Origin of the sequence: Shinella kummerowiae (genome assembly GCF_009827055.1) — a bacterium.
Lineage (GTDB): Bacteria > Pseudomonadota > Alphaproteobacteria > Rhizobiales > Rhizobiaceae > Shinella > Shinella kummerowiae.
The window spans coordinates 188,951-210,186 of the sequence record NZ_WUMK01000006.1 but is presented as its reverse complement, the minus strand read 5'-3'; the positions used below and the strand labels follow the sequence as shown (position 1 = coordinate 210,186).

General features: G+C 64.1%; 22 protein-coding genes. 7 read left to right on the top strand and 15 right to left on the bottom strand.

The features are described 5' to 3' along the window. Positions 1–21: 21 nt before the first annotated feature. The 3 genes from GR138_RS17115 to GR138_RS17105 all read right to left on the bottom strand — a co-directional run bounded on the left by GR138_RS17115 (position 22) and on the right by GR138_RS17105 (position 2,553). Positions 22–1,437: a hypothetical protein gene (locus tag GR138_RS17115; protein WP_160860464.1), complete on the bottom strand. Its 1,416-nt coding sequence runs from the start codon at positions 1,435–1,437 to the stop codon at positions 22–24. A 61-nt stretch (positions 1,438–1,498) separates the two neighbouring features. Then, entirely contained in the window at positions 1,499–2,002 is a 504-nt protein-coding gene (locus GR138_RS17110; RefSeq protein ID WP_160860463.1) for a hypothetical protein, read from the bottom strand. Then, positions 1,999–2,553 carry a CGNR zinc finger domain-containing protein gene (locus tag GR138_RS17105; protein ID WP_160860462.1) on the bottom strand — a complete coding sequence of 185 codons (555 nt, stop codon included), beginning with the start codon at positions 2,551–2,553 and terminating at the stop codon, positions 1,999–2,001. Before GR138_RS17105 ends, GR138_RS17110 begins: the two co-directional genes overlap by 4 nt. Positions 2,554–2,631: 78 nt before the next feature. Between GR138_RS17105 and GR138_RS17100 the strand changes: the two genes are divergently transcribed. Next, complete coding sequence (locus GR138_RS17100) at positions 2,632–3,528, top strand: branched-chain amino acid ABC transporter permease (protein ID WP_160860461.1); 897 nt, start codon at positions 2,632–2,634, stop codon at positions 3,526–3,528. Positions 3,529–3,532: 4 nt separating this feature from the next. Here the strand turns inward: GR138_RS17100 and GR138_RS17095 are convergent, their stop codons facing one another. The 5 genes from GR138_RS17095 to GR138_RS17075 all read right to left on the bottom strand — a co-directional run bounded on the left by GR138_RS17095 (position 3,533) and on the right by GR138_RS17075 (position 7,762). After that, positions 3,533–4,000: a molybdenum cofactor biosynthesis protein MoaE gene (locus GR138_RS17095; RefSeq protein ID WP_160860460.1), complete on the bottom strand. Its 468-nt coding sequence runs from the start codon at positions 3,998–4,000 to the stop codon at positions 3,533–3,535. A gap of 3 nt (positions 4,001–4,003) precedes the next feature. Continuing rightward, positions 4,004–4,258 carry a molybdopterin converting factor subunit 1 gene (gene moaD / locus GR138_RS17090; protein WP_160860459.1) on the bottom strand — a complete coding sequence of 85 codons (255 nt, stop codon included), beginning with the start codon at positions 4,256–4,258 and terminating at the stop codon, positions 4,004–4,006. Position 4,259: 1 nt separating this feature from the next. Further along, on the bottom strand, positions 4,260–4,844 hold the full coding sequence (gene pgsA / locus GR138_RS17085; protein ID WP_160860458.1) for a CDP-diacylglycerol--glycerol-3-phosphate 3-phosphatidyltransferase: 585 nt from the start codon (positions 4,842–4,844) through the stop codon (positions 4,260–4,262). A 105-nt stretch (positions 4,845–4,949) separates the two neighbouring features. Beyond that, the gene (uvrC, locus tag GR138_RS17080; RefSeq protein ID WP_160860457.1) at positions 4,950–7,001 is read right to left on the bottom strand and encodes an excinuclease ABC subunit UvrC; all 2,052 of its coding nucleotides are present in this window, start codon (positions 6,999–7,001) and stop codon (positions 4,950–4,952) included. Continuing rightward, positions 6,998–7,762, bottom strand: coding sequence for an SDR family oxidoreductase (locus GR138_RS17075; protein WP_202402698.1), 765 nt, complete (start codon positions 7,760–7,762; stop codon positions 6,998–7,000). Before GR138_RS17075 ends, uvrC begins: the two co-directional genes overlap by 4 nt. Before the next feature lie 359 nt (positions 7,763–8,121). Here GR138_RS17075 and GR138_RS17070 point away from each other — a divergent pair, with 359 nt between their 5' ends. Then, positions 8,122–8,763 (top strand): outer membrane protein, encoded by a 642-nt coding sequence (locus GR138_RS17070; protein ID WP_160860455.1) that lies wholly within the window; start codon positions 8,122–8,124, stop codon positions 8,761–8,763. 53 nt (positions 8,764–8,816) lie between these two features. Here the strand turns inward: GR138_RS17070 and GR138_RS17065 are convergent, their stop codons facing one another. From GR138_RS17065 to GR138_RS17050, 4 genes are read right to left on the bottom strand one after another with little or no spacing between them, the layout of a single operon-like run. Beyond that, positions 8,817–9,407 (bottom strand): glutathione S-transferase family protein, encoded by a 591-nt coding sequence (locus tag GR138_RS17065; protein ID WP_160860454.1) that lies wholly within the window; start codon positions 9,405–9,407, stop codon positions 8,817–8,819. A gap of 48 nt (positions 9,408–9,455) precedes the next feature. Further along, the gene (locus tag GR138_RS17060) at positions 9,456–10,190 is read right to left on the bottom strand and encodes a ribonuclease T2 family protein (RefSeq protein ID WP_160860453.1); all 735 of its coding nucleotides are present in this window, start codon (positions 10,188–10,190) and stop codon (positions 9,456–9,458) included. 3 nt (positions 10,191–10,193) lie between these two features. Beyond that, entirely contained in the window at positions 10,194–10,598 is a 405-nt protein-coding gene (locus GR138_RS17055; protein ID WP_160860452.1) for a hypothetical protein, read from the bottom strand. A 48-nt stretch (positions 10,599–10,646) separates the two neighbouring features. Beyond that, entirely contained in the window at positions 10,647–11,507 is an 861-nt protein-coding gene (locus GR138_RS17050) for a 23S rRNA (adenine(2030)-N(6))-methyltransferase RlmJ (protein ID WP_160860451.1), read from the bottom strand. Between the two features lie 103 nt (positions 11,508–11,610). On the opposite strand from GR138_RS17050, the gene GR138_RS17045 reads away from it, so the two are divergent. Beyond that, positions 11,611–13,725, top strand: a complete 2,115-nt coding sequence (locus GR138_RS17045) for a molybdopterin-containing oxidoreductase family protein (RefSeq protein ID WP_160860450.1) — start codon at positions 11,611–11,613, stop codon at positions 13,723–13,725. Between the two features lie 15 nt (positions 13,726–13,740). Continuing rightward, complete coding sequence (locus tag GR138_RS17040) at positions 13,741–14,346, top strand: NUDIX domain-containing protein (RefSeq protein WP_160860449.1); 606 nt, start codon at positions 13,741–13,743, stop codon at positions 14,344–14,346. Positions 14,347–14,382: 36 nt separating this feature from the next. Here GR138_RS17040 and GR138_RS17035 read toward each other — a convergent pair whose 3' ends face one another. From GR138_RS17035 to purM, 3 genes are all read right to left on the bottom strand, one after another. Continuing rightward, positions 14,383–14,856 (bottom strand): hypothetical protein, encoded by a 474-nt coding sequence (locus GR138_RS17035; protein WP_202402697.1) that lies wholly within the window; start codon positions 14,854–14,856, stop codon positions 14,383–14,385. A gap of 123 nt (positions 14,857–14,979) precedes the next feature. Further along, complete coding sequence (gene purN, locus GR138_RS17030; protein ID WP_160860447.1) at positions 14,980–15,648, bottom strand: phosphoribosylglycinamide formyltransferase; 669 nt, start codon at positions 15,646–15,648, stop codon at positions 14,980–14,982. After that, entirely contained in the window at positions 15,645–16,718 is a 1,074-nt protein-coding gene (purM, locus tag GR138_RS17025; protein ID WP_160860446.1) for a phosphoribosylformylglycinamidine cyclo-ligase, read from the bottom strand. The genes purN and purM overlap by 4 nt, the downstream gene beginning before the upstream one ends. A 314-nt stretch (positions 16,719–17,032) precedes the next feature. Between purM and GR138_RS17020 the strand changes: the two genes are divergently transcribed. From GR138_RS17020 to GR138_RS17010, 3 genes are all read left to right on the top strand, one after another. Next, entirely contained in the window at positions 17,033–18,154 is a 1,122-nt protein-coding gene (locus tag GR138_RS17020; RefSeq protein WP_160860445.1) for an AI-2E family transporter, read from the top strand. Positions 18,155–18,186: 32 nt separating this feature from the next. After that, entirely contained in the window at positions 18,187–18,882 is a 696-nt protein-coding gene (gene hdaA, locus GR138_RS17015; RefSeq protein WP_160860444.1) for a DnaA regulatory inactivator HdaA, read from the top strand. Positions 18,883–19,021: 139 nt separating this feature from the next. Continuing rightward, the gene (locus GR138_RS17010) at positions 19,022–21,235 is read left to right on the top strand and encodes an RNA degradosome polyphosphate kinase (RefSeq protein ID WP_160860443.1); all 2,214 of its coding nucleotides are present in this window, start codon (positions 19,022–19,024) and stop codon (positions 21,233–21,235) included. Position 21,236: the final 1 nt, after the last annotated feature.

Here is a 21,236-nt window from a genome sequence, read left to right as displayed (position 1 = left end):
GGGCCGCAAGGCTCCGGTTTCTCATTGGGCAGGATCGAACTTGAAGATCGGCTGGCCGGCCAGCAACATCGCCTCCGCCGGATGATGCAGGACGCTGGCGCAGGTGCGGTCGAGCCGCATTGCCAGATCCGTCGCCAGCGCCAGCCTGATCTCCACCGGCTCCGTAGCGAGAACGAAATCGGCAAGCCGCGCGGGCTCGCCGGCTGCAAGGAGAAGCTCGGCGATGACGGGCGCCTTGCTTGCGTCCTTTCCGAACGTTGCCGGCGGCGCGGTTTTCAAGGCGCCGGCCAGTTCCAGCCAGAGCGGCCATTCCGCTTGGAATTTCGCGCTCAGGTCCGACGGCATGTCCGGCACGGCGGCGGCGTCACCCTTCACGAACGGCGTGAGGGCTTCGATCGCAATCAGCCGGTCGATCATGTCCCGCACCGAAACATCCCCGGCCGGACGCTGGGCGCGCACGCCATAAAAGGGAATGCTCGCGAGCTGCTGATCCACGGCGTCGGCGTTTTCCGAGGTCGCCCGCAATGCGCGGTAGGCTACCAGCCAGGCCGCATCGAGCGTGCCCTCCGGCTTGATGCGTCCGGTATCGATTTTCGCCAAAAGGGCCTGCGAAGCTTTCACCGTGGCGGCGATATCGCCGGACTGGTTCAGATAGGTCATGAGGAAGTCGCGTTCCGGCTCCCGCGCCGCGACAATCGATACGATATGGATGTCCCGCCGCATGGCCTCGGATGCGGCATTCAGCACCGGGACACGCGGCAGCGCCGGATTGCCCACCAAGGCGGGTGCCCAGCTCCATACCTGCGTCATATCCCGCAGTTTTTCCGGTTGCGCGAAGCCGGCCACGAAGGTGGACCAGGCGTTCCGGTCGCGTTGCATCGCAACGAGCCCGGCCTGGAGGAAGAACAGGCCATGCCGGCCCGCCGATGCCGCAAGTGCGGCCTTCTGCTCATCCGGCCAGTCGAGGATCGCCGGCACGATCGGCTGGCTGATCCGGGCTTGCCGTTCGGGCGGCAGGGCGGCGATCATGGCCAGCAGTTTCTTCCCGTCGCCATGCTGAAGGATCGCGCGCAGGGTGGAGATCTGTGCCCCGAGTTGGGCGGGGTCGCCAGCATCCTTCGGAACGGCATCGAAGCCGCCCCGCGTCGCATCGATTGCGCCCGCAAGATCGACCGCCTCGCGCACGCCGGCGTCGCTGAGGCCACGGGCGAGAACGGCCGCCTCATCCATGGCCAGGCCGCCGTAGCGGATCTTGAGGTAAGCGGCCTCGGCCCCCACGCCGCGGGCTTTCAGCCGCGGCAGTTTCTGCCGGTCGGCAAGCACCGTCTCCGCAAGCGTGAGGATCGCAGCCTTTGCCGGACAGGCGGGCAGGTCTTCGGCCTGGGCTCCCGCCGTCAGCAGGGAGAGGCCAATCACCAGGGCAGGTAGCAACCGCATGCGCGCATCCTCCCAATCGAAACCGTCTCAGGCGGAACGCTTCAGCGTTGCCGAATATTCGTCAGGTCGGGCAGGTCGCCGTTTCGAAATGCTCCGGCGCCTTGCCGTCCTTGAAGACCTCCGGGTTTTTCTCGTAGCCGGGACCGACGACAAGCGCCTTGGCCGGCAGGATGCTCTGGTCGGCGCTGGAGGTAACCTGCGTCTCCAGCGATTGCAGCCTGTCGCCGTCAGGGCCGATGACGGCAATCGTCACCGTGTAGGGCTGGTTCTTTTTCACGCAGGTGATGTCCGGGCTTTCCAGCACCACGCGCGGCAGGTTGGGAAAAATCTTGCGCTCCAGCGTCAGCGGCGTGCCGCCGGCCGGGTTCTCGAACTCGGCCTTCACGACGGAGCCTTCCGGCAGCGGTTCGGTCTGCTCCAGCGTGACGAGGTAGGTGGCATAGGCGAGGCGATAGTTGAAGACGAACATCTTCCCGGTGAGTTTTAGCGGATCCGGCCCCGTCTCGCGCTGGCAGGCAGCGAGAAGGAGGGCAAGCGGCAGTGCGATCAGCAAAGATGTCCTCATGACCGTGGCTCCTCGCGGGTGCGTTGATAGTGGCGGCTGGCCTTCGCCCGGTTGCCGCAGACCGCCATGTCGCACCAGGCGCGCGAGCGGTTGCGGCTGCGGTCGAGAAAGAGCCAATGGCAGTTCGGGCAGATTTTCAGCCGCTCCGGCTCCGGCCGCGCGACCAGCAGGAGGGCGGAGCGGGCGGTCGCGGTATCGAGCGCCTGCGGGCGCGTGCCGGATCGTCGCAGCGTCGCCGAAATGGCGTCCAGCAGGTCGGCAAGCAATGGAGGTGTCGCGATGCCCAGGGTCTCGGCGCGAAAATGCCGGTCGATCGCCTCGCGCAGGTCGATCAGCCCGGCGCGGGCGTGCGGGCCGACCGGCTCGAGCGCGCCGAACAGGTCACGCTCCGCCCCGTGCCGGTTCGTCCCGGCGGCAAAACCGTCCATCACGGCCGGATCGGCGAAGCGGTCGATCCGCCGCTCGGGATCGGCCCGCAGCACGACGGAGTTCGCAACATCCAGCGCAAGCGCGCCACCGGCAAAACGATGCGGGGTCCAGGAAAAGGTCATGGTGTATTCTAACTGGTAAAACGTATTTTGTCAGTTATATTTCATCGAGCAGAGACGTGCGGAAGGCACCCGGATCCGATGGCTTACTTCCTCCAGCAGATCGCCAATGCCGTGCCGGTCGCCGCCCTCTACGCGACGCTCGCCTTCGGTTATTCGATCGCCTTTGCCGTGACGCGCCGGGCGGATATCGGCTATGGCGCGCTCTTCGCCTTTGCCGCGCAGATGTTCGTGCTGTTTGCCGGTTTCGGCTGGACCCGACTCTGGCTCGTTCTGCCCGCCGCGCTGGCGTTCGGCGCCTTTATTGCCTTGGCTTACGCTGTCGGCGCCGGCCTGGTCATCGGGCGCCACGTCATGCGGCCATTGGCCTTTTCCTCCGACAACACGGTCGTGGTGGCGGCCCTCGGCGTCGTGCTGGTGCTGATGGAGACGGCGCGGCTTGCCTCGGATACACGCAGCCTCTGGCTGCCCCCGTTGCTCGCAACACCGGTGGTGTTCTGGAACGATGCCGCTTTTCCCGTCGTGTTGACGGTGTTGCAACTGGCAAACACGCTGGCCATGGTGGCCATCGTCGCCATCGGCCACACGTTTCTCGCGCGCTCCGCCTGGGGCCGCCGCTGGCGGGCTGTCTCGGAAGACCGGCTGGCGGCAGAGCTGTGCGGCGTCGATGCGGCCAGCGTCTACCTCTCCGCCTATGCGGGGGCGGCGCTGATCGCGAGCCTCACCGGCATTCTCGCCGTCTCCTACTACGGCAACATGGATTTCGGCGCTGGCCTGGTCTTCGGCGTGAAGGTGCTGTTCATCGCCGCGATCGGCGGGGCAGGGGCGCCGCTCTTGTCAGCGCTCGGCGGCGCGGCGATGGGGCTCGCGGAAACGCTGTGGGGCGCCTATGGCAATTTTCTCTGGCGGGATCTGGTGATCTTTTCCGCGCTCGTGCTGCTGCTGGTGATCTTTCGGCGCGAAAGGCCGGTGCCGTAGGGGCCTACGACCACTTCGCCCGCGCCTGGTCGTCGCTGTCCTTGGCGTCGACCCAGCCGCCGGTGCGGCCGTCGGCAAAATGCTCTTTCTTCCAGAACGGCGCGGAGGTCTTCAGGTAATCCATGACGAAGGATGCGCCGTCGAAGGCGGCGTGGCGGTGGGGGGCGAGTGCGATGACGAGCACGATGTTTTCACCCGGCGCGATCTTGCCTACCCGGTGGATGGCGGTGAGGCCAAGAAGCGAAAAACGCGTGACGGCCTGCTCGCAGATCTGGCCGATCTCGGCCTCCGCCATGCCCGGATAGTGTTCGAGTTCCAGCGCCGCAAGCCGGCCGCCTTCGTCGCGGCAAAGCCCGGTGAACGTCACTATGGCGCCGGCATCGGCCCGCCCGGCGGTAAGACGCGCGGTTTCCGCCGCCACGTCGAAATCGTCGTGCTGGACGCGGACGGTGACCGGTGCCGCGGCGGCCACGGATCAGCCTCCCGTCATCGGCGGGAAGAGGGCGATCTCGCGGGCACCGGCAATCGGCTCGTCGTGTTCGACATGTTCCTGGTTGATGGCGATGCGGATGACGTTCTCATGCTCCAGCGCATGGGCATAGTCGTCACCGAGCGTCTTCAGGTGCCGGAGAAGGTCGCTGCCGGTCTTCACGGAGGCGGGCAGGTCGATGTCTTCCTCGCCTTTGCCGATCCGTTCCCGCACCCAGGCGAAATAGACGAGCTTGGTCATCTCAGTCGTCCACGATGTGCTTCAAGCCGGCGCGGAAATAGTCGTAGCCGGTATACATGGTGATGAGGGCGGCGATCCACAGCAGGCCGATGCCGATCTCCGTCGTGTAGGGCAGCACCTTGTCGCCAGCGGGGCCGGCAAGCAGGAAGCCGATTGCCAGCATCTGGATCGTCGTCTTCCACTTGGCTATGCGCGTCACCGGCACGCTGACCTTCAGGTCGGCGAGGTACTCACGGAGGCCCGAAACGAGGATCTCGCGGCAGAGAATGATGATCGCGGCCCAGATCGTCCAGCCGGCAATCGTGCCGTCGGCCGCGACCAGAAGCAGCACCGAGGCGACGAGCAGCTTGTCGGCGATCGGGTCGAGCATGCGGCCGATATTCGACGTTTGGTTCCAGATCCGGGCGAGATAGCCGTCCAGGTAATCCGTGATCGACGCCACGGCAAACAGGCCAAGCGCCGTCCAGCGCGCGAAATCCGACGATTGCAGCCGTCCTTCGATGAAAAAGCACAGCACGATCAGCGGAACGGCCAGGATACGGGCGTAGGTGAGGAGATTCGGTATGTTATATGCGCGGGAGGCCATGGATTCTTCAGTCTCGACAGTGTTGCCGGCTAGATGAGGTCTTTGTGACAGCGCCGTCAACCTTGTTTCCGGCAATTCTTGGCGAATTTACGGTGAGCCGATGCGCTATCCCGCCGCATAGTCGTGGAAGTGGTTGTAGACGAGGCGGGCGACGCTTTCGGAAATGCCTTCGACCGCCATCATGTCGGTCATCGCGGCGCGGGAGACGGCCTTGGCGGTGCCGAAATGCTGGAGCAGGGCGCGCTTGCGCGTGGGGCCGATGCCGGCGATCTCGTCGAGCGGGTTCTTCACCATTTCCTTCTTGCGCCGGGCGCGGTGCGAGCCGATGGCGAAGCGGTGGGCCTCGTCGCGCAGGCGCTGCACGAAATAGAGCACGGGGTCGCGCGGCGGCAGCGAGAAATCCGGTGTGCCGCGCATGAAGAAGCGCTCGCGCCCGGCCTCGCGGTCGGCCCCCTTGGCGACGCCGATGGCGACCACCTGGTCGGTGATGCCGAGCTCTTCCAGGATGGCGCGCACCGCGGTCATCTGGCCCTGGCCGCCATCGATGAGGATGACGTCCGGCCAGGCGGGGAAGGGCAGGTCGGCGGCTTCCGCGCCGGCATCGGTGGCGCTGCGGTCCGGCAGGCCCTCTTCCTTGATCAGGCGGGCGAAGCGCCGGGTCATCACTTCCTTCATCATGCCGAAATCGTCACCGGGCGTGATGTCGGTCGATTTGATGTTGAACTTGCGGTACTGGCCCTTCACGAAACCTTCCGGCCCCGCCACCACCATGCCGCCGACGGCGTTGGTGCCCATGATGTGCGAGTTGTCGTAGATCTCGATGCGGCGCGGCACATAGGGCAGCTTGAAGGTCGCGGCGAACCCTTCCAGCAGGCGCGACTGCGAGGCGGTCTCCGCCAGCTTGCGGCCATGCGCCTCGCGGGCATTGGCCACGACATGGTCGACGAGATCCTTCTTCTCGCCGCGCTGCGGCACGGAGATCGTCACCTTGTAGTTCGAGCGCTCGGACAGCGCCTGCGCCAGCAGGTCCATCTCCTCGACCGTCTCCGACAGCAGGATTTGCCGGGGACAGGGCTTGTCGTCGTAGAACTGGGCGAGGAAGGCGTTCAATACCTCGGCACCCGTCAACTGTGGGTCGGCCTTGGGGAAATAGGCGCGATTGCCCCAGTTCTGCCCGGTGCGGAAGAAGAACACCTGGATGCAGGACACGCCGCCTTCATGATGGATGGCGAAGATGTCGGCCTCTTCCACGCCGGCGGGATTGATGCCTTGGTGGCTCTGGACGTGGCTGAGGGCGGCCAGCCGGTCGCGATAGACGGCGGCGCGTTCGAAATCCAGGTCCTCGGCGGCGGCGTTCATGGCGTCCGCCATATGCGCTTTCACCTTCTGGCTCTTGCCGGAAAGGAAGTCCTTCGCCTCCTGCACCAGCTCGCCATAGTCCGCATCGCGGATCTCGTTCGTGCAGGGGCCGGAACAGCGCTTGATCTGATAGAGCAAGCAGGGGCGCGTGCGGCTTTCAAACACGCTGTCGGTGCAGGTGCGCAACAGGAAGGCGCGCTGCAGCGAGTTGATGGTGCGGCCTACGGCGCCGGCGGAGGCGAAGGGACCGAAATAGTCGCCCTTGCGGCTGCGCGCGCCGCGATGCTTGAAGATCGCCGGCGCCCGGCTGTCGCCGGTCAGCAGAATATAGGGAAACGACTTGTCGTCGCGCAGAAGCACGTTGAAGCGCGGGCGCAGGCGCTTGATGAGGTTGGCTTCGAGCAGCAGCGCCTCGGTCTCGGTGCGCGTGGTGACGAACTCCATGTTCGCCGTCTGGCGCACCATCTGGGCGATGCGGTTGGAGTGCACGCGGCCCTGCGCATAATTCGTCACGCGCTTCTTCAGGCTGCGCGCCTTGCCGACATAGAGCACGTCGCCATCGGCATTGAACATGCGGTAGACGCCGGGGCTGTTCGGCAGGCGCTTGACGAAGAACTCGATCAGCGCGGCGCCGGTCACGCCTTCCGGCACATCGCCGCCTTCGTTCCAGTCGATGCCGGGTGTGGCGACGGCGGGCGCAGCGGTGCCCGTCGCCGGGCTTTCTAGAAGCTCGTCCTCGTCGTCCGTTTCGGTCTCGTCATAGAGGATGCCGCCATCCTCCACCTTCCGGCCAGTCATTCCGCGATCTCCGCGACGTCGGGGGTTTCCCAGGCGAGATGCTGCCCGCCGTCGAGGGCTATCATTTGCCCCGTTATCGATGGCGTGTCGAACAAAAAGCGAACTGTGCGGCCAAATTCGTCGAGTGCAGGCCCCTTGCGCAGGATCAGGCCCTCCACCTGGGCCTGGAAAGCGGCATCGTCCTGCCGCTCGTTCGGCAGCGACGGGCCGGGGCCGATGGCGTTGACGCGCACGCGCGGCGCAAAGCTCTGCGCCATGGTGCGGGTCGCCATCCACAGGGCCGATTTGGAGAGCGTATAGGAATAGTAGCGCGGCGTCGGGTTCCAGACCCGCTGGTCGATGATGTTGACGATCGAGCCGGCCACCCCGTCCGGAAGCTGGCGCACGAAGTCGCGGGCGAGGATGGACGGCGCCTTCACATGCACGGCGAAATGCCGGTCCCACAGCGCGTCGTCGAAGGCGGTGACCGTGTCGGGCTTGAAGAGGGAGGCATTGTTGACGAGAAGGTCGAGCGGGCCGATGGCTGCGGCGGCGGCAGCAATCAGCCTGCCCGTCGCCACGCCGTCCGAAAGGTCGCATTGCACCACGGCGGCCGTCACGCCCTGCGCGCTGAGGTTGCGGGCAAGCGCCTCGGCGTCCGCGGTGGATTCGTTGGCATGGATGGCGACGGTAAAGCCGTTCGCTGCCAGGTCGTCGACGATGGCTTTGCCGATGCGTTTGGCGCCGCCCGTCACCAGGGCCGTCTTCAAGGGCTTCTTCAACAAAAATCCATCCTGCCGATTCATTTGATTAACCGGTCAAAGATATAGCCATCCTTGCGCAGGCTTAAACTCCCTCGGACAATTGGTTGCGGAAAAATTAACCGCAAAGGCAACTTCAAAGTAATTTGAAGTAGATTTTACCGGATTTCGCGCTTGTTCAAATCATGGTTAATGAATGCCATGTTGTTCAAAAGTCACATCAAAATTGTGCCGCGCGTCTGCCACAATGATTTCACATTTTGGCTCTTTCAATTCCTCAATCTTTATTCAATTTCACCTCAACCGGGCGGGACTGAATTGGAAATGACGATGCCCGAACGCCTCCCAACAGAGGGCGTCGTTTAGTAAAGGAGAATATCATGCGTACACTTATCGCCACCCTCATCGCTTCCACCGTTTCGATGGTCGCTTTCCAGGCCGCTCAGGCCGCTGACGCCATCGACGAAGTTCCTCAGGCTCCGGCCGCTGAATATTCCGAGCCGGTTGCAACCGGCAACTGGGCTGGCGCCTATGCCGGTGGTACGGCCAGCTGGCAGCGCGGTGACTTCAGCAAGCAGGGCAAGGCCAAGGCCAACGGCATGGGCGGCGGCGTTTACGGCGGCTACAACATGCAGGACGGCCAGCTCGTCTACGGTGGTGAAGCCGACCTGAACTACTCGGGCGTCGATTCCAAGCATGGCGGCTTGAAGGCCAAGCAGGGCATCAACGGCTCGATCCGCGGTCGCGTCGGTATCGACCTGAACCCGGTCCTCGTCTACGGCACCGCCGGTGTTGCTGGCACGAATGCCGAAATGAAGAATGCTGCCGGCAAGGACGACCGCAACATGGTCGGCTGGACGGCTGGCGTTGGTGCGGAAGCCTTCGTGACGAACAACATCACGGCGCGCGTCGAATACCGCTACAGCGACTACCAGAAGAAGAGCTTCGACCTCGGTGGCACCAAGGTGAAGTCCGGCTTCGAAGACCACAGCGTTCGCGTCGGTCTCGGCGTCAAGTTCTAAGCCACACGGCTCCGAATGGAAAAGGCCGGGCGAAAGCCCGGCCTTTTTTGTGCTCAGTCCTTGAATTGCGCGTAGTCCGGGAACACCGCTTCGAAACGTGCGAGATAACGCTTCAGCTTCGGCCGGCCGCGCTGCCACTTGCCGGCAAAACGCAGCTCGATGTAGCGCAGCAGGGCGGCAAGCGCGAAATGGCCGGCATTCGGCTTCTTGCCGAGCCGCGGCATGTTGGCTTCCAGATGGTCGAGCCCGCGCTCCGCCTTCTGCCACTGCCGGTCGATCCACGGCTGGTGAACCTTGTCCTCCGGCCGGGAGCGTCGTTCGTAGACGATGGCGAGCAGACAGTCGCAGATCCCGTCGGCCGTCGCCTCCAGCACGTCCACCTCGGTGCGCTTGGCGGCATTGCGCGGGTACAGCGAACCGCGGGTCTGGCGGTCGATATAGTTCATGATCGCCCGGCTGTCGTAGACAGCAAGCCCGTCATCCGTCATGAGGGCCGGAATCTTTCCCAGCGGGTTGGCGGCCAGCAGGTCCGCCGGGTCGGCATTGGTGTCGACGGCGACCGATTCCGCAGGCAGGCCGGCAAAGTGCGCCGCCATGCGCACCTTGGTGGAATAGGGTGAGGTGGTGGAATAGAAAATCTTCATGGCATGGTCCTGTGTTTTTCGGATTGACGCATGATCCTTTGGGGCATGCTAGCGGATAGGCGGCTGTTCGATGGACTTCGCGCGGCAGGCTGCACGGTCGACTTCGGGGCAGGGGCGGGGTGACAGGTCCCGGTTCAGGCAGATCCGCACCTCCTCGAGCTGCCCACCCTCGCAGGTGACGGCAATGCCTTTGCGCTCGAGGCCCGGATTGGCGGCGATGAAGGCCTGTTCCACCGCATCGGGGGCAAGGCGGCTAGCGTCGCGGCGGACCTCCAGTTCGGCCGGAACCGTGATGCGTTGCCGCGCCGCGCGAACAACGGAAAAATAGTCCTTCTGGCTGAGGCCGGAACAACTGCCGTGTTTGCGCCACTGGTGACCGACAAGGCCCATCGACGGAATGATGTCCAGAACGGTGCGGCCGAGACCTTCGGGCACGCGGTCAGGCTCGCGGGTCGGGCAGAACTCCGGATAACCCCGGTCGTTCTGCGGCCAGAGCCCATGCACGATGAACCCGTTGTTTTCGCCCCGGCGACATTGCTGCGTGCGGCCTCCGGCATCGTTGCCGGCGCACCAGGTCGGTGACCAGGACAGGGAGAGCACGTAGAAATCAAACCCCTTGCCGAGGGGAACGCGCGTTGCCGTTTCCGGCACCTTGTGGGTGGTTTCCGCCTTGCTTTTTTCGGCCGGTTTGTCGTCGCTGCAGCCCGCGACAACCAGCGCCGCAATTGCCGCGAAGAGAAGGGCGGTTGTGCGTTTGGGCGAGGACGTTGCGGTTGGCATCATCGCTCAACGCAACGAGCGGCAATCGGCACCATAGACATGCCAGGGGTCGAGGCCGGAAACGCAGAAGTCGATCTTGTAGCCGCTGCCGGCAAAACCCAGGCCCCATTGCACGACATACCAGAGATCGCGCTGCTGGCCGTCGGTCAGCGCGACCTTGGCGTGGCAATATTCCCGCTCGACGGAGGAAATGTCCTTGGTGCGCGGCTGATACCGGCTCATGCGCGTGCTGTGGATCCGAGCGATTTCCGTCCCGGTTTGCAGGAAGGGCGCGGTCTTGTCCCGGAAATTCTTGGTAATGTGGTTCAGCGTCGAGGGGCGCCGGCAGGCATCATGCGGGCTTGCCGCGGCATTGCCGGCCAAAAGCGCCGAAAACGCCAGCCCGAGCGCGACTGCAAGAAGAGGCTTCATCATGGTCTCCCGATTCCCGGCGAGATTGTTGTCGTCGGCAGGCAAAGGTCAAGAGGCCTTCGTTTCGCCGGTGAGCCAGAAGGCGCGTGCGGACGCAAACCGGTCCTGTGCCAGCCGCTCCTTCAGGAAGGGCAAGAGTACGTCGAGTTCCTGCTTCAGCGTGAAGGGCGGATTGACGACGATGAGGCCGGAGCCGGTCAGGCCCGTCGTGTCGCGGTCGCTCCTGACCGTAAGTTCCGCGCAGAGCATCTTGGCGATGCCCGTCTCCTTCAGCGCCTTGTGGAAGGCCGCGATGGGCGCGTTCTTCTTCAGCGGATACCACAGGCAATAGACCCCGCCGGCAAAACGCCGCACGGCCTTTTCCAGCCCGTCCACCAGCCGCTCATATTCACCCTCGATCTCGAAGGGCGGATCGACCAGCACGATGCCGCGCTTCTCCTTGGGCGGCAGGTGTGCGCCGAGTGACAGCCAGCCGTCGAGATGGGTGATGCGGCTTTGGAAATCGCCGTCGAACAGGCGATGCAGCGTCTCGTAGTCGTCCGGGTGCAGTTCCATCGCCGACAACCGGTCCTGCGGGCGGAAGAGCATGCGCGCCAGTTTTGGCGAGCCGGGATAATAGGTTAGCCCGCCATGCGGATTCAGTTCGTGAACGGCCTTCAAGTAGGGCGCGAGGATTTCGGCGATCGGCGCCGGCATGTCGGCGTCGAGCAGCCGGCCGATGCCGTCCAGCCATTCGCCGGTCTTCTGCGCCTCGTCGCTGGACAGATCGTAGAGCCCGATGCCGGCATGGGTGTCGAGCACGCGAAACGCCTTGTCCTTCGCCTGCATATAGGTGACGAGGCGGGCCAGCACGGCGTGTTTCAGCACGTCCGCGAAATTGCCGGCATGGTAGATGTGGCGATAGTTCATGCGGGTCCCCGCGGCGATCAAACGCCCTGATGCGACGATGAATTGTTGCGATGATAGAATGATTTGCCTTTAGGCCATCCAAGCTCTGCAATATAGAAAAGCCATGAACGTTGCGACCCCCCATCTTGGAAAACCGCGCATCGGCCATTCGGCCTGTCCGCACGACTGTCCCTCGACCTGCGCGCTCGATGTCGAGATCGGCGCCGATGGCCGCATCGGCCGCCTCAAGGGCAGCGCCGACAACAGCTACACGGCCGGCGTCATCTGCGCCAAGGTGGCGCGCTACGCCGAGCGCCTCTACCATCCCGACCGGCTGATGAAGCCTTTGGTGCGCAAGGGCGAAAAGGGCGGCGGCGAATGGGCCGACATCTCCTGGGATGCCGCGCTCGACGCCATCGCGGAAAACTTTGTCAAGGCCGAACAGGCGCACGGCGTCGAAGCCGTCTGGCCCTACTATTATGCCGGCACGATGGGCCTCGTGCAGCGCGATTCCATCGAGCGTCTGCGCCATGCCAAGCGCTATTCCGGCTTCTTCGATTCCATCTGCACCAATCCCGCCTGGACCGGCTTCACCATGGGTGCCGGCACCTTGCGCGGCCCTGATCCGCGCGAGATGGCGAAATCCGACTGCGTGGTCATCTGGGGCACCAATGCGGTCGCCACGCAGGTCAACGTGATGACCCATGCGGTCAAGGCCCGCAAGGAACGCGGCGCCAAGATTGTTGTCATCGACATCTACGACAACCCGACGATGAAGCAGGCCGACCTGGCACTGAAGCTGAGGCCCGGCACTGACGCGGCGCTCGCCTGCGCCGTCATGCATGTCGCTTTCCGCGACGGTTACGCCGACCGTGCCTATATGGCGGAATTCGCCGACGACCCGGCCGGCCTGGAAGCGCATCTGGCAACCCGCAATCCGCACTGGGCAGCAGAGATCACCGGCCTCACCGTCGAGCAGATCGAAGCCTTCGCGGCTCTCGTCGGGCGCACGAAGAAGAGCTATTTCCGTCTCGGTTATGGTTTTACCCGCAGCCGCAATGGCGCGGTGTCCATGCATGCTGCCCTTTCCATCGCCACCGTGCTCGGCTCCTGGCAATATGAAGGCGGCGGCGCCTTCCACAGCAATTCCGGCATCTTCCACCTGCGCAAGAGCGAGTTGATGGGCATGAAGCTCGTCGACCCGGATATCCGCATGCTCGACCAGTCGCAGATCGGCCGGATCCTCACCGGCGATGCCGTGGCCTTGCGTAATCGCGGCCCCGTCACCGCCATGCTTATCCAGAACACCAATCCGGTGAATGTCGCGCCCGAGCAGCGCCTCGTGAAGCAGGGTTTTCTGCGCGATGATCTCTTCGTCGCCGTGCACGAGCAGTTCATGACCGACACGGCGAAATTCGCCGATATCGTGCTGCCGGCCACCATGTTCGTCGAGCATGACGATATCTATCGCGGCGGTGGCCATCAGCACATCATGCTCGGCCCGAAACTCGTCGAACCGCCTGCTATGGTGCGAACCAACCTCTTCGTCATCGAGGAGCTGGCAAAACGTCTCGGCGTCGCCGACCTGCCGGGCTTCGGCCTGTCGGAGCAGGAGCACATCACCCGCATGCTGCCCTATTACGACACGGACTTCGACGGCTTGAAGGACGACAAGTGGATCGATTGCCAGCCGGATTTCGAGACGGCGCACTTTTCCAAGGGTTTTGGCTTCCCGGATGGAAAGTTCCGCTTCAGCCCGAACTGGACCACCACGCCCGCGCCCAACAAGCCGCCGAAAGTGCTCGGCGCGTTTGGCCCGCACGAGGCGCTGCCGGCTTTCCCGGACCACGTCGACATCATCGAGACGGCGGATGAAGAGCATCCGTTCCGGCTCGCCACGTCACCGGCCCGCATGTTCCTCAACTCGACCTTCACCGAGACGAAGGGCTCACGCGATCGCGAGGGCCGGCCGGAAGTGATGATCCATCCGCAGGATGCAACGGCGAACGGTCTCGAGGAGGGCGATGTCGTTCGCCTCGGCAATGTGCGCGGCGACATCCGCCTGCACGCAAAAATCACCGACAGCGTGAAGCCGGGCGTGCTGATCGCCGAAGGCATCTGGCCGAATTCCGCCCATCTCGACGGCGAGGGCATCAATGTCCTGACGGGGGCCGACCCCGTCGCCCCCTATGGCGGCGCCGCCTTCCACGACAACCGCGTCTGGCTGCGCAAGGCCTGACCCGAAGGATTTTCCATGCTCGCAAACACCTCGCCCGTCCGCATCGTTGACCAGACGACCGTGTGGAAGCGGTTCATCCATTTGCGCACGCTCGTCATCGAGCAGATCCGCGCCGATGGCCGTGTCGAGCGGCTCGACCGCGAGGTGCACGATCACGGGGCCGCCGCGACCGTTCTGCTCGTCGATCCCGTCCGCCAGTCCACCATCCTGGTCCGCCAGTTCCGCCCCGGCGCCTTCCTCGGCGGCCACCCGGATGGTTTTTTGCTCGAAGTTCCCGCCGGCCTGCTCGATGACGACAGCCCGGAAGAGGCCATTAGCCGCGAGGCGATGGAGGAGACCGGCTACACCGTCCGCGATGTCCGCCATCTCTTCGACATGTATTCCAGCCCCGGCACGCTCACCGAGCGCGTCAGTTGCTTTGCCGCCCGCATCGACGCCGCGCAACGCGACGGCCAGGGCGGCGGCGTGGAAGGCGAGGGCGAGGACATCGAGATCGTCGAAATGCCGATCGATGAAGCCTATGGCCTCATTGCTACCGGCGGCATCGTTGACGCCAAGACGATCCTGCTGCTGCAATGGCTGATGCTGAACCGGGACGTATTCACACGCGTCTCGCCTTGACGGCCGCCGTCCGAAATGGCCAACAAAACTGCGCTTTCAGGCACCGAGACGCTTGCGCAGAATATCCACGTTGCACGCCGTGGCGTAGCCCATCGCGCGCTTGATACCTGGCAGCAGCGCAGCGCCGTTCATGGCAAAGCCGAGCTCGATCAACCCTGCCTCGCCGTAGTTTTGTCTTATGATTTCGCGCGCTTCCGGATCATCCTCACGGCGGCCGGCGACCGCATCGGATAGTCGCGCCACGGCGACAATGTCCGTTGGAAGAGTCTCATAATCCGAAGACAGGATCCGATCGATGACCTGCCCTTGGATGCCCTTGCTTTTGGCAAGGTTGATTTCCGCCTCCACGCAGGTGCCGCAGTCGGCGGCAAGCGCGCCCCGCAGACGCGCGGTATGATAGGCGAGAGGCGGCGTTTTCCTGTTTGGGTCAAGGAAACCGAAAAGCCGGTTGTACCGAAACAAAAGCCCCAGATCCGTCCGGGCGATCTTATGAATGTAGTCGAAGGACACGCCGAGGCGGCGCTCCGCCCGGCGGATGAGGTAGGTCGCAATTTTCAGCAGCATGGGGCGTTCCGTAGAGCGATGCGTGAAGGCGCACGCTACAATCGCATTCCCCGCGCAGGAAACAACGCGCTATTCTGCCGCGGGCGAGATCAAAAACGCGCCGTCGGCTTGTGGCAGAGTGCCACTCGCAACCGCCTTGCCACCCTCCATCCGCACCTTGCCCTCGGCAACAAGCCTGAGCGCCAGCGGATAGCTCCGGTGCTCCACCGTCAGCACGCGTGCCGCCAGCGTGTCGCTGGTGTCGCCCGGCACGACGGGCACGGCGGCCTGTACCACCACCGGTCCCTCATCCATGCCCTCGGTCACGAAATGCACCGTGCAGCCGGCGATGCGCATGCCGGCGTCGATGGCGCGTTGATGCGTGTTGAGGCCCGGGAAGAGCGGCAGCAGGGAGGGGTGGATGTTGAGGATGCGGCCTTCATAGCGGTTGATGAAGGTGCCTGAGAGCAGGCGCATATAGCCGGCGAGGCAGAGGAGGTCGGGGGCGAGCGCATCGAGCGCCGCGAGGATTGCCGCCTCGTGGGCCTCCTTGCTGGCAAAATCCTTGCGCAGGAAGAAGCGGGTCGGGATGCCGAGCGCTTCGGCCTTGGCAAGCCCGCCGGCATCCGCCTTGTCGGAGAAGACGGCGACGATCTGCGCCGGGAAATCCGGTGTCGCGCAGGCCTTCGCCAAGGCCAGCATGTTGGAGCCGCCGCCGGAGATGAAGGCGACGACGCGCTTGCGTCCCGTTCCGCTCATAGGGCGAGCGTGCCCTTGTAGATCGTGCCGGCAGCGCCGTCTTCGCGGGCGACCATGCGGCCGAGGCGGAAGGCGGTCTCGCCTTCGCGCGCCAGCACCGCAACAACCTCATCGGCCTTGTCGGCCGGCACGACGGCGATCATGCCGACGCCGCAGTTGAAGGTGCGCAGCATTTCCTTGGCGTCCACGCCGCCGGTGCGGGCGAGCCAGGAGAACACGGCCGGTGCCTTGACGGCGTCGAGGTCGATTTCGGCGGCAAGGTGTTTTGGCAGCACGCGCGGAATGTTTTCCGGAAAACCGCCGCCGGTGATGTGCGCCAGCGCCTTGATCGAACCCGTCTCGCGGATCGCCTTGAGCAGCGGCTTCACGTAAATCTTCGTCGGCGTCAGCAGCGCTTCGCCAAGGCTCTTCGCGGCATCGAACGGTGCTTGCGCATCCCAGGCGAGGCCGGAGAGCGAGACGATCTTGCGCACCAGCGAATAGCCGTTGGAATGCACGCCGGAGGAGGCGAGGCCGAGGATGACGTCGCCTTCCGCAAGGTCGCCGGCCGGCAGCAGCTTTCCGCGCTCGGCGGCACCGACGGCAAAGCCCGCGAGGTCATAATCGCCGTGCGAATACATGCCGGGCATTTCGGCGGTCTCGCCGCCGATCAGCGCGCAGCCGGCCTGGCGGCAGCCTTCGGCAATGCCTTCGACGATGGCCGCACCCTGGTCCGGGTCGAGCTTGCCGGTGGCGAAATAGTCAAGGAAGAACAGCGGCTCGGCGCCCTGCACCACGAGGTCGTTGACGCACATGGCAACGAGGTCGATGCCGACCGTGTCATGGCGGTTGGCGTCGATGGCTATCTTCAGCTTGGTGCCGACACCGTCGTTTGCGGCGACCAGCACCGGATCGGTGAAGCCGGCAGCCTTGAGGTCGAACAGGCCGCCGAAGCCGCCGATCTCGCCATCCGCGCCCGGGCGGCGCGTCGAGCGCACGGCCGGCTTGATCTTCTCGACCATCAGGTTGCCCGCGTCGATATCGACGCCCGCATCGCTGTAGGTCAGGCCGTTCTTTTCCGACTGGCTCATGCTCTCGTCTCCGGCGTTAGAGCATTTTGCAGGCAGGTGGGTTCCCTGCCGTCGCACAAATGCGGCAAAACAAATAGGCAGAGCAGATGAGCGAACGAATGCGAGCTCATGTGCTCCACGCTGATCGCGCCCGATTGGCATGCCGGGACGGCAAGTGCAAGAAGAATGCCGGGAAAGCCGGGGTTTTTTCACCGATTTACCCGCGTTTCCTGCTCATCAGGCCGCCGAGCCTTGACCTGTCTCGGGCGGGCATCCTATCTCGTCTCTCAACGGCGGTGGCCCTTGTTCGGGTCGAAACACGAGGCAAGAGCACGATGGCAGCCCATATCAGCGGCGCGGGATTGAAGCGGCAGGTGGTCTTCTGGCTCATCGCGCTCGCCTTCTTCGTGCTCTTCCTCATGGTGTTCAGCGATATCCTGCTGCCCTTCATCGCCGGCATGGCGCTCGCCTATTTCCTCGATCCGGTGGCCGACCGGCTGGAGCGCTGGGGCCTGAGCCGCATGATGGCGACCGTGGTGATCCTCGTCGCCTTCGTCATCCTGTTTGCGCTGTCGCTGATGATCATCATCCCGCTGCTTGCCACCCAGGCCGCGGAGTTCCTGCAAAAGCTGCCGGGCTACGTCACGCAGCTTCAGGAGCTGGTGGCGAACTTCAATCCCAACCTGCTGCCCACCTGGATCAGCAGCCAGATGGGCACGATCAAGCAGAGCTTCTCGACCATTCTTGCCGAGGGGGCGGGCTTCCTCGGCACGGTGTTCAAGCAGGTCTGGAACTCCGGCATGGCGCTGGTCAACATCGTCTCGCTGTTCGTCATCACGCCGGTCGTTGCCTTCTACCTGCTACTCGACTGGGACCGCATGATCGCCAAGGTGGACAGCTGGGTGCCGCGCGACCACGTCGCCAATGTCCGCCAGATCGCCACCGAGATGGATGCGGCGATCGCCGGCTTCGTGCGCGGGCAGGGCTCGATCTGCATCATCCTCGGTCTGTTCTACGGCATTGGCCTGTCCTTCGCCGGCCTGAATTTCGGCCTGCTGATCGGCCTCTTCGCCGGCCTCATCAGCTTCATTCCCTATGTCGGCTCGCTGGTCGGCCTCGTGCTCGCCGTCGGCGTCGCCATCGTGCAGTTCTGGCCGGAATACTGGATGGTCGTGCTGGTCGCCGTCATCTTCTTTGCCGGCCAGTTCGTCGAGGGCAACATCCTGCAACCGAAGCTCGTCGGCTCGCGGGTCGGGTTGCATCCGGTCTGGCTGATGTTTGCGCTCGTCGCCTTCGGCGCGCTGTTCGGCTTCGTCGGGCTGATGATCGCCGTGCCGGCGGCCGCCGCGGTCGGCGTCCTTGCCCGTTTCGGCATCAAGCGGTACCTTGACAGCGACCTGTATTACGGCGCGAGCAAGCCCGTCCTGCTCGAAGAGAGCTTGCCGAACGACGAGTAAGACGGCTGTATCCAGAGTATCAGAGTAAACACATGACATCGCGCAAGACCGCCGAACAGTTGCCGCTGGCCTTCGGGCATGATCCCGCAACGGGACGCGACGACCTGCTGATCGCCGAACCGGTCAATGCCGCCGTCGCGATGATCGACGCCTGGCCGCACTGGCCGTCGCCGGTGGTCATCATCGCCGGGCCGGTCGGCTCGGGAAAGTCACACCTCGCGGCCATCTGGCGTGAGAAGGCCGCTGCCGAAACCATCGAGGCGAGGGCGGGCGCGGGCGCGGAAGAGGCCGCCGAGCATGGTCCCGTGCTCATCGAGGATGCAGACCGCAATGGTTTCGACGACCGCACGCTCTTCCACATCATCAACAATGTCCGCCAGAACGGCCACACGCTGCTGATCACCAGCCGGCTCTGGCCGATGTCCTGGCCGGTCGACCTGCCGGACCTGCGCTCGCGCCTCAAGGCGGCGACGGTGGTCGAGATTGGCGAACCGGACGACGAACTGCTGTCACAGGTCATCGTTAAGCTCTTCGCCGATCGCCAGCTTTTCGTGGATGATCGGCTGGTCGCCTATATCGTCGCGCGCATGGAGCGTTCGCTGGAAGCGGCACAGACGCTTGTCGAGCGTCTCGACCGTCTGGCGCTCGCCCGTGGCAGCCGCATCACGCGGGCGCTGGCGCAGGAAGTGCTGGGCGAAATGGTCGGCGGAGACGAATCCGCCAGCTAGTTTTGCCACAAGGATTGACTGTCACAGTTCTGTCGTCAAACTAGGCTAAGCGCTTCGAGTAAAAGTGAAAATCGGATTTCCGTTCGGAGCCGCATCAAACGGGCGGCCGGGCTGACGGCAAAGTGAGGCGGACTATCCAATGGATACAGCGACTTCGGACCTTTCTCAGGAAAAACCCGTCGAGACCGCGCAGCCCGAAGGGGCGACGGTCAATGTCGAAGCGCTGATGGCGAGCCCCGAGCGTTTCATCAATCGCGAATTTTCCTGGCTGCAGTTCAATCGCCGCGTGCTGGAAGAGACGCTGAACACCGCCCACCCGCTGCTGGAGCGCGTGCGCTTCCTGTCGATTTCGGCGGCAAACCTCGATGAGTTCTTCATGGTGCGTGTCGCCGGCCTCGAAGGTCAGGTGCGCCAGGGCGTCGGTATCCGCAGCCCCGACGGCAAGACCTCCGCCGAACAACTCAACGACATTCTGAAAGAGATCGACAATCTCCAGATGGAGCAGCAGGCCTCGCTCGCCGTGCTCCAGCAGTATCTCGCCAAGGAAGACATCCTCATCGTCCGCCCCACGGCCCTGTCGAGCAATGACAAGGTCTGGCTGCAGCAGGAATTCACCCAGTCGATCTTCCCGGTGCTGACGCCGCTTTCCATCGACCCGGCGCACCCGTTCCCGTTCATCCCGAACCTCGGCTTCTCGATCGGCCTCCAGCTCGACAGCACGATGGGCAAGGAGCCGATGACGGCGCTGCTCCGCCTGCCGGTGGCGCTCGACCGCTTCATCCGCCTGCCGGATGCCGACGGCGCGATCCGCTACATCACGTTGGAAGATGCCGTCGGCCTGTTCATCGGCAAACTTTTCCCGGGTTACATCGTGCGCGGCTCCGGCACGTTCCGCATTATCAGAGACAGCGATATCGAAGTGGAGGAAGAGGCCGAAGATCTGGTCCGCTTCTTCGAGACCGCGCTGAAGCGCCGCCGTCGCGGTTCGGTGATCCGCATCGAGACCGACTCGGAAATGCCGGAATCGCTGCGCCGCTTTGTCGTCGGCGAGCTGGGCGTGCCGGACAACCGCGTCGCCATCCTGCCGGGCCTGCTCGCGCTCAACATGCTGTCTGAAATTGCCAAGGCGCCCCGCGATGATCTGCGGTTCGAGCCGTACAATGCGCGATTTCCCGAACGCGTCCGCGAGCACGCCGGCGACTGCTTCGCCGCCATCCGCGAAAAGGACATGGTCGTCCACCATCCGTACGAAAGCTTCGACGTGGTGGTCCAGTTTCTTCTCCAGGCTGCGCGCGATCCTGACGTTCTGGCGATAAAGCAGACGCTTTACCGCACCTCAAACGACAGCCCGATCGTGCGTGCTCTGATCGACGCGGCCGAAGCCGGCAAGTCGGTGACGGCGCTGGTCGAACTGAAGGCCCGCTTCGATGAAGAGGCCAACATCCGCTGGGCCCGCGACCTGGAGCGTGCCGGCGTGCAGGTCGTCTTCGGCTTCATCGAACTGAAGACCCACGCCAAAATGTCGATGGTGGTGCGCCGCGAGGAGGGCAAGCTTCGCACCTATTGCCACCTCGGCACCGGCAACTATCACCCGATCACCGCGAAGATCTACACGGACTTGTCCTTCTTCACCTGCAACCCGACGATCGCCAGCGACATGGCGAACATCTTCAACTTCATCACCGGCTACGGCGAACCGGAAGCCGGCATGAAGCTCGCCTTCTCGCCCTACACGATGCGCCCGCGAATCATCCGCCACATCGAGGAGGAAATCGCCCATGCCAGGAACGGCATGCCGGCGGCGATCTGGATGAAGATGAATTCGCTCGTCGATCCCGACATCATCGACGCGCTTTACCGCGCCAGCCAGGCCGGCGTGGAAATCGATCTCGTGGTGCGCGGCATCTGCTGCCTGCGCCCGCAGGTGCCGGGCCTGTCGGACAATATCCATGTCAAATCGATCGTCGGCCGCTTCCTTGAGCACTCCCGCATCTTCTGTTTCGGCAATGGCCACGGGCTTCCATCCGACAAGGCGCTGGTCTATATAGGCTCCGCGGATTTGATGCCGCGAAACCTGGACCGGCGGGTCGAGACACTTGTGCCTCTGATCAACCGGACTGTGCATGAGCAGGTTCTCTCGCAGATCATGTTGGGCAATCTCATCGATAACCAGCAGAGCTACGAGATTCTTGCGGACGGAACGTCCCGGCGCATGGAAGTGCAGCCCGGTGCCGAGCCGTTCAACGCTCAGCACTACTTCATGACCAACCCCAGCCTGTCCGGCCGGGGTGAAGCCCTGAAGTCCAGCGCACCGAAGGCGATCGCCGGCTGGCAAGGCCGCCGGAAGAAGTAAA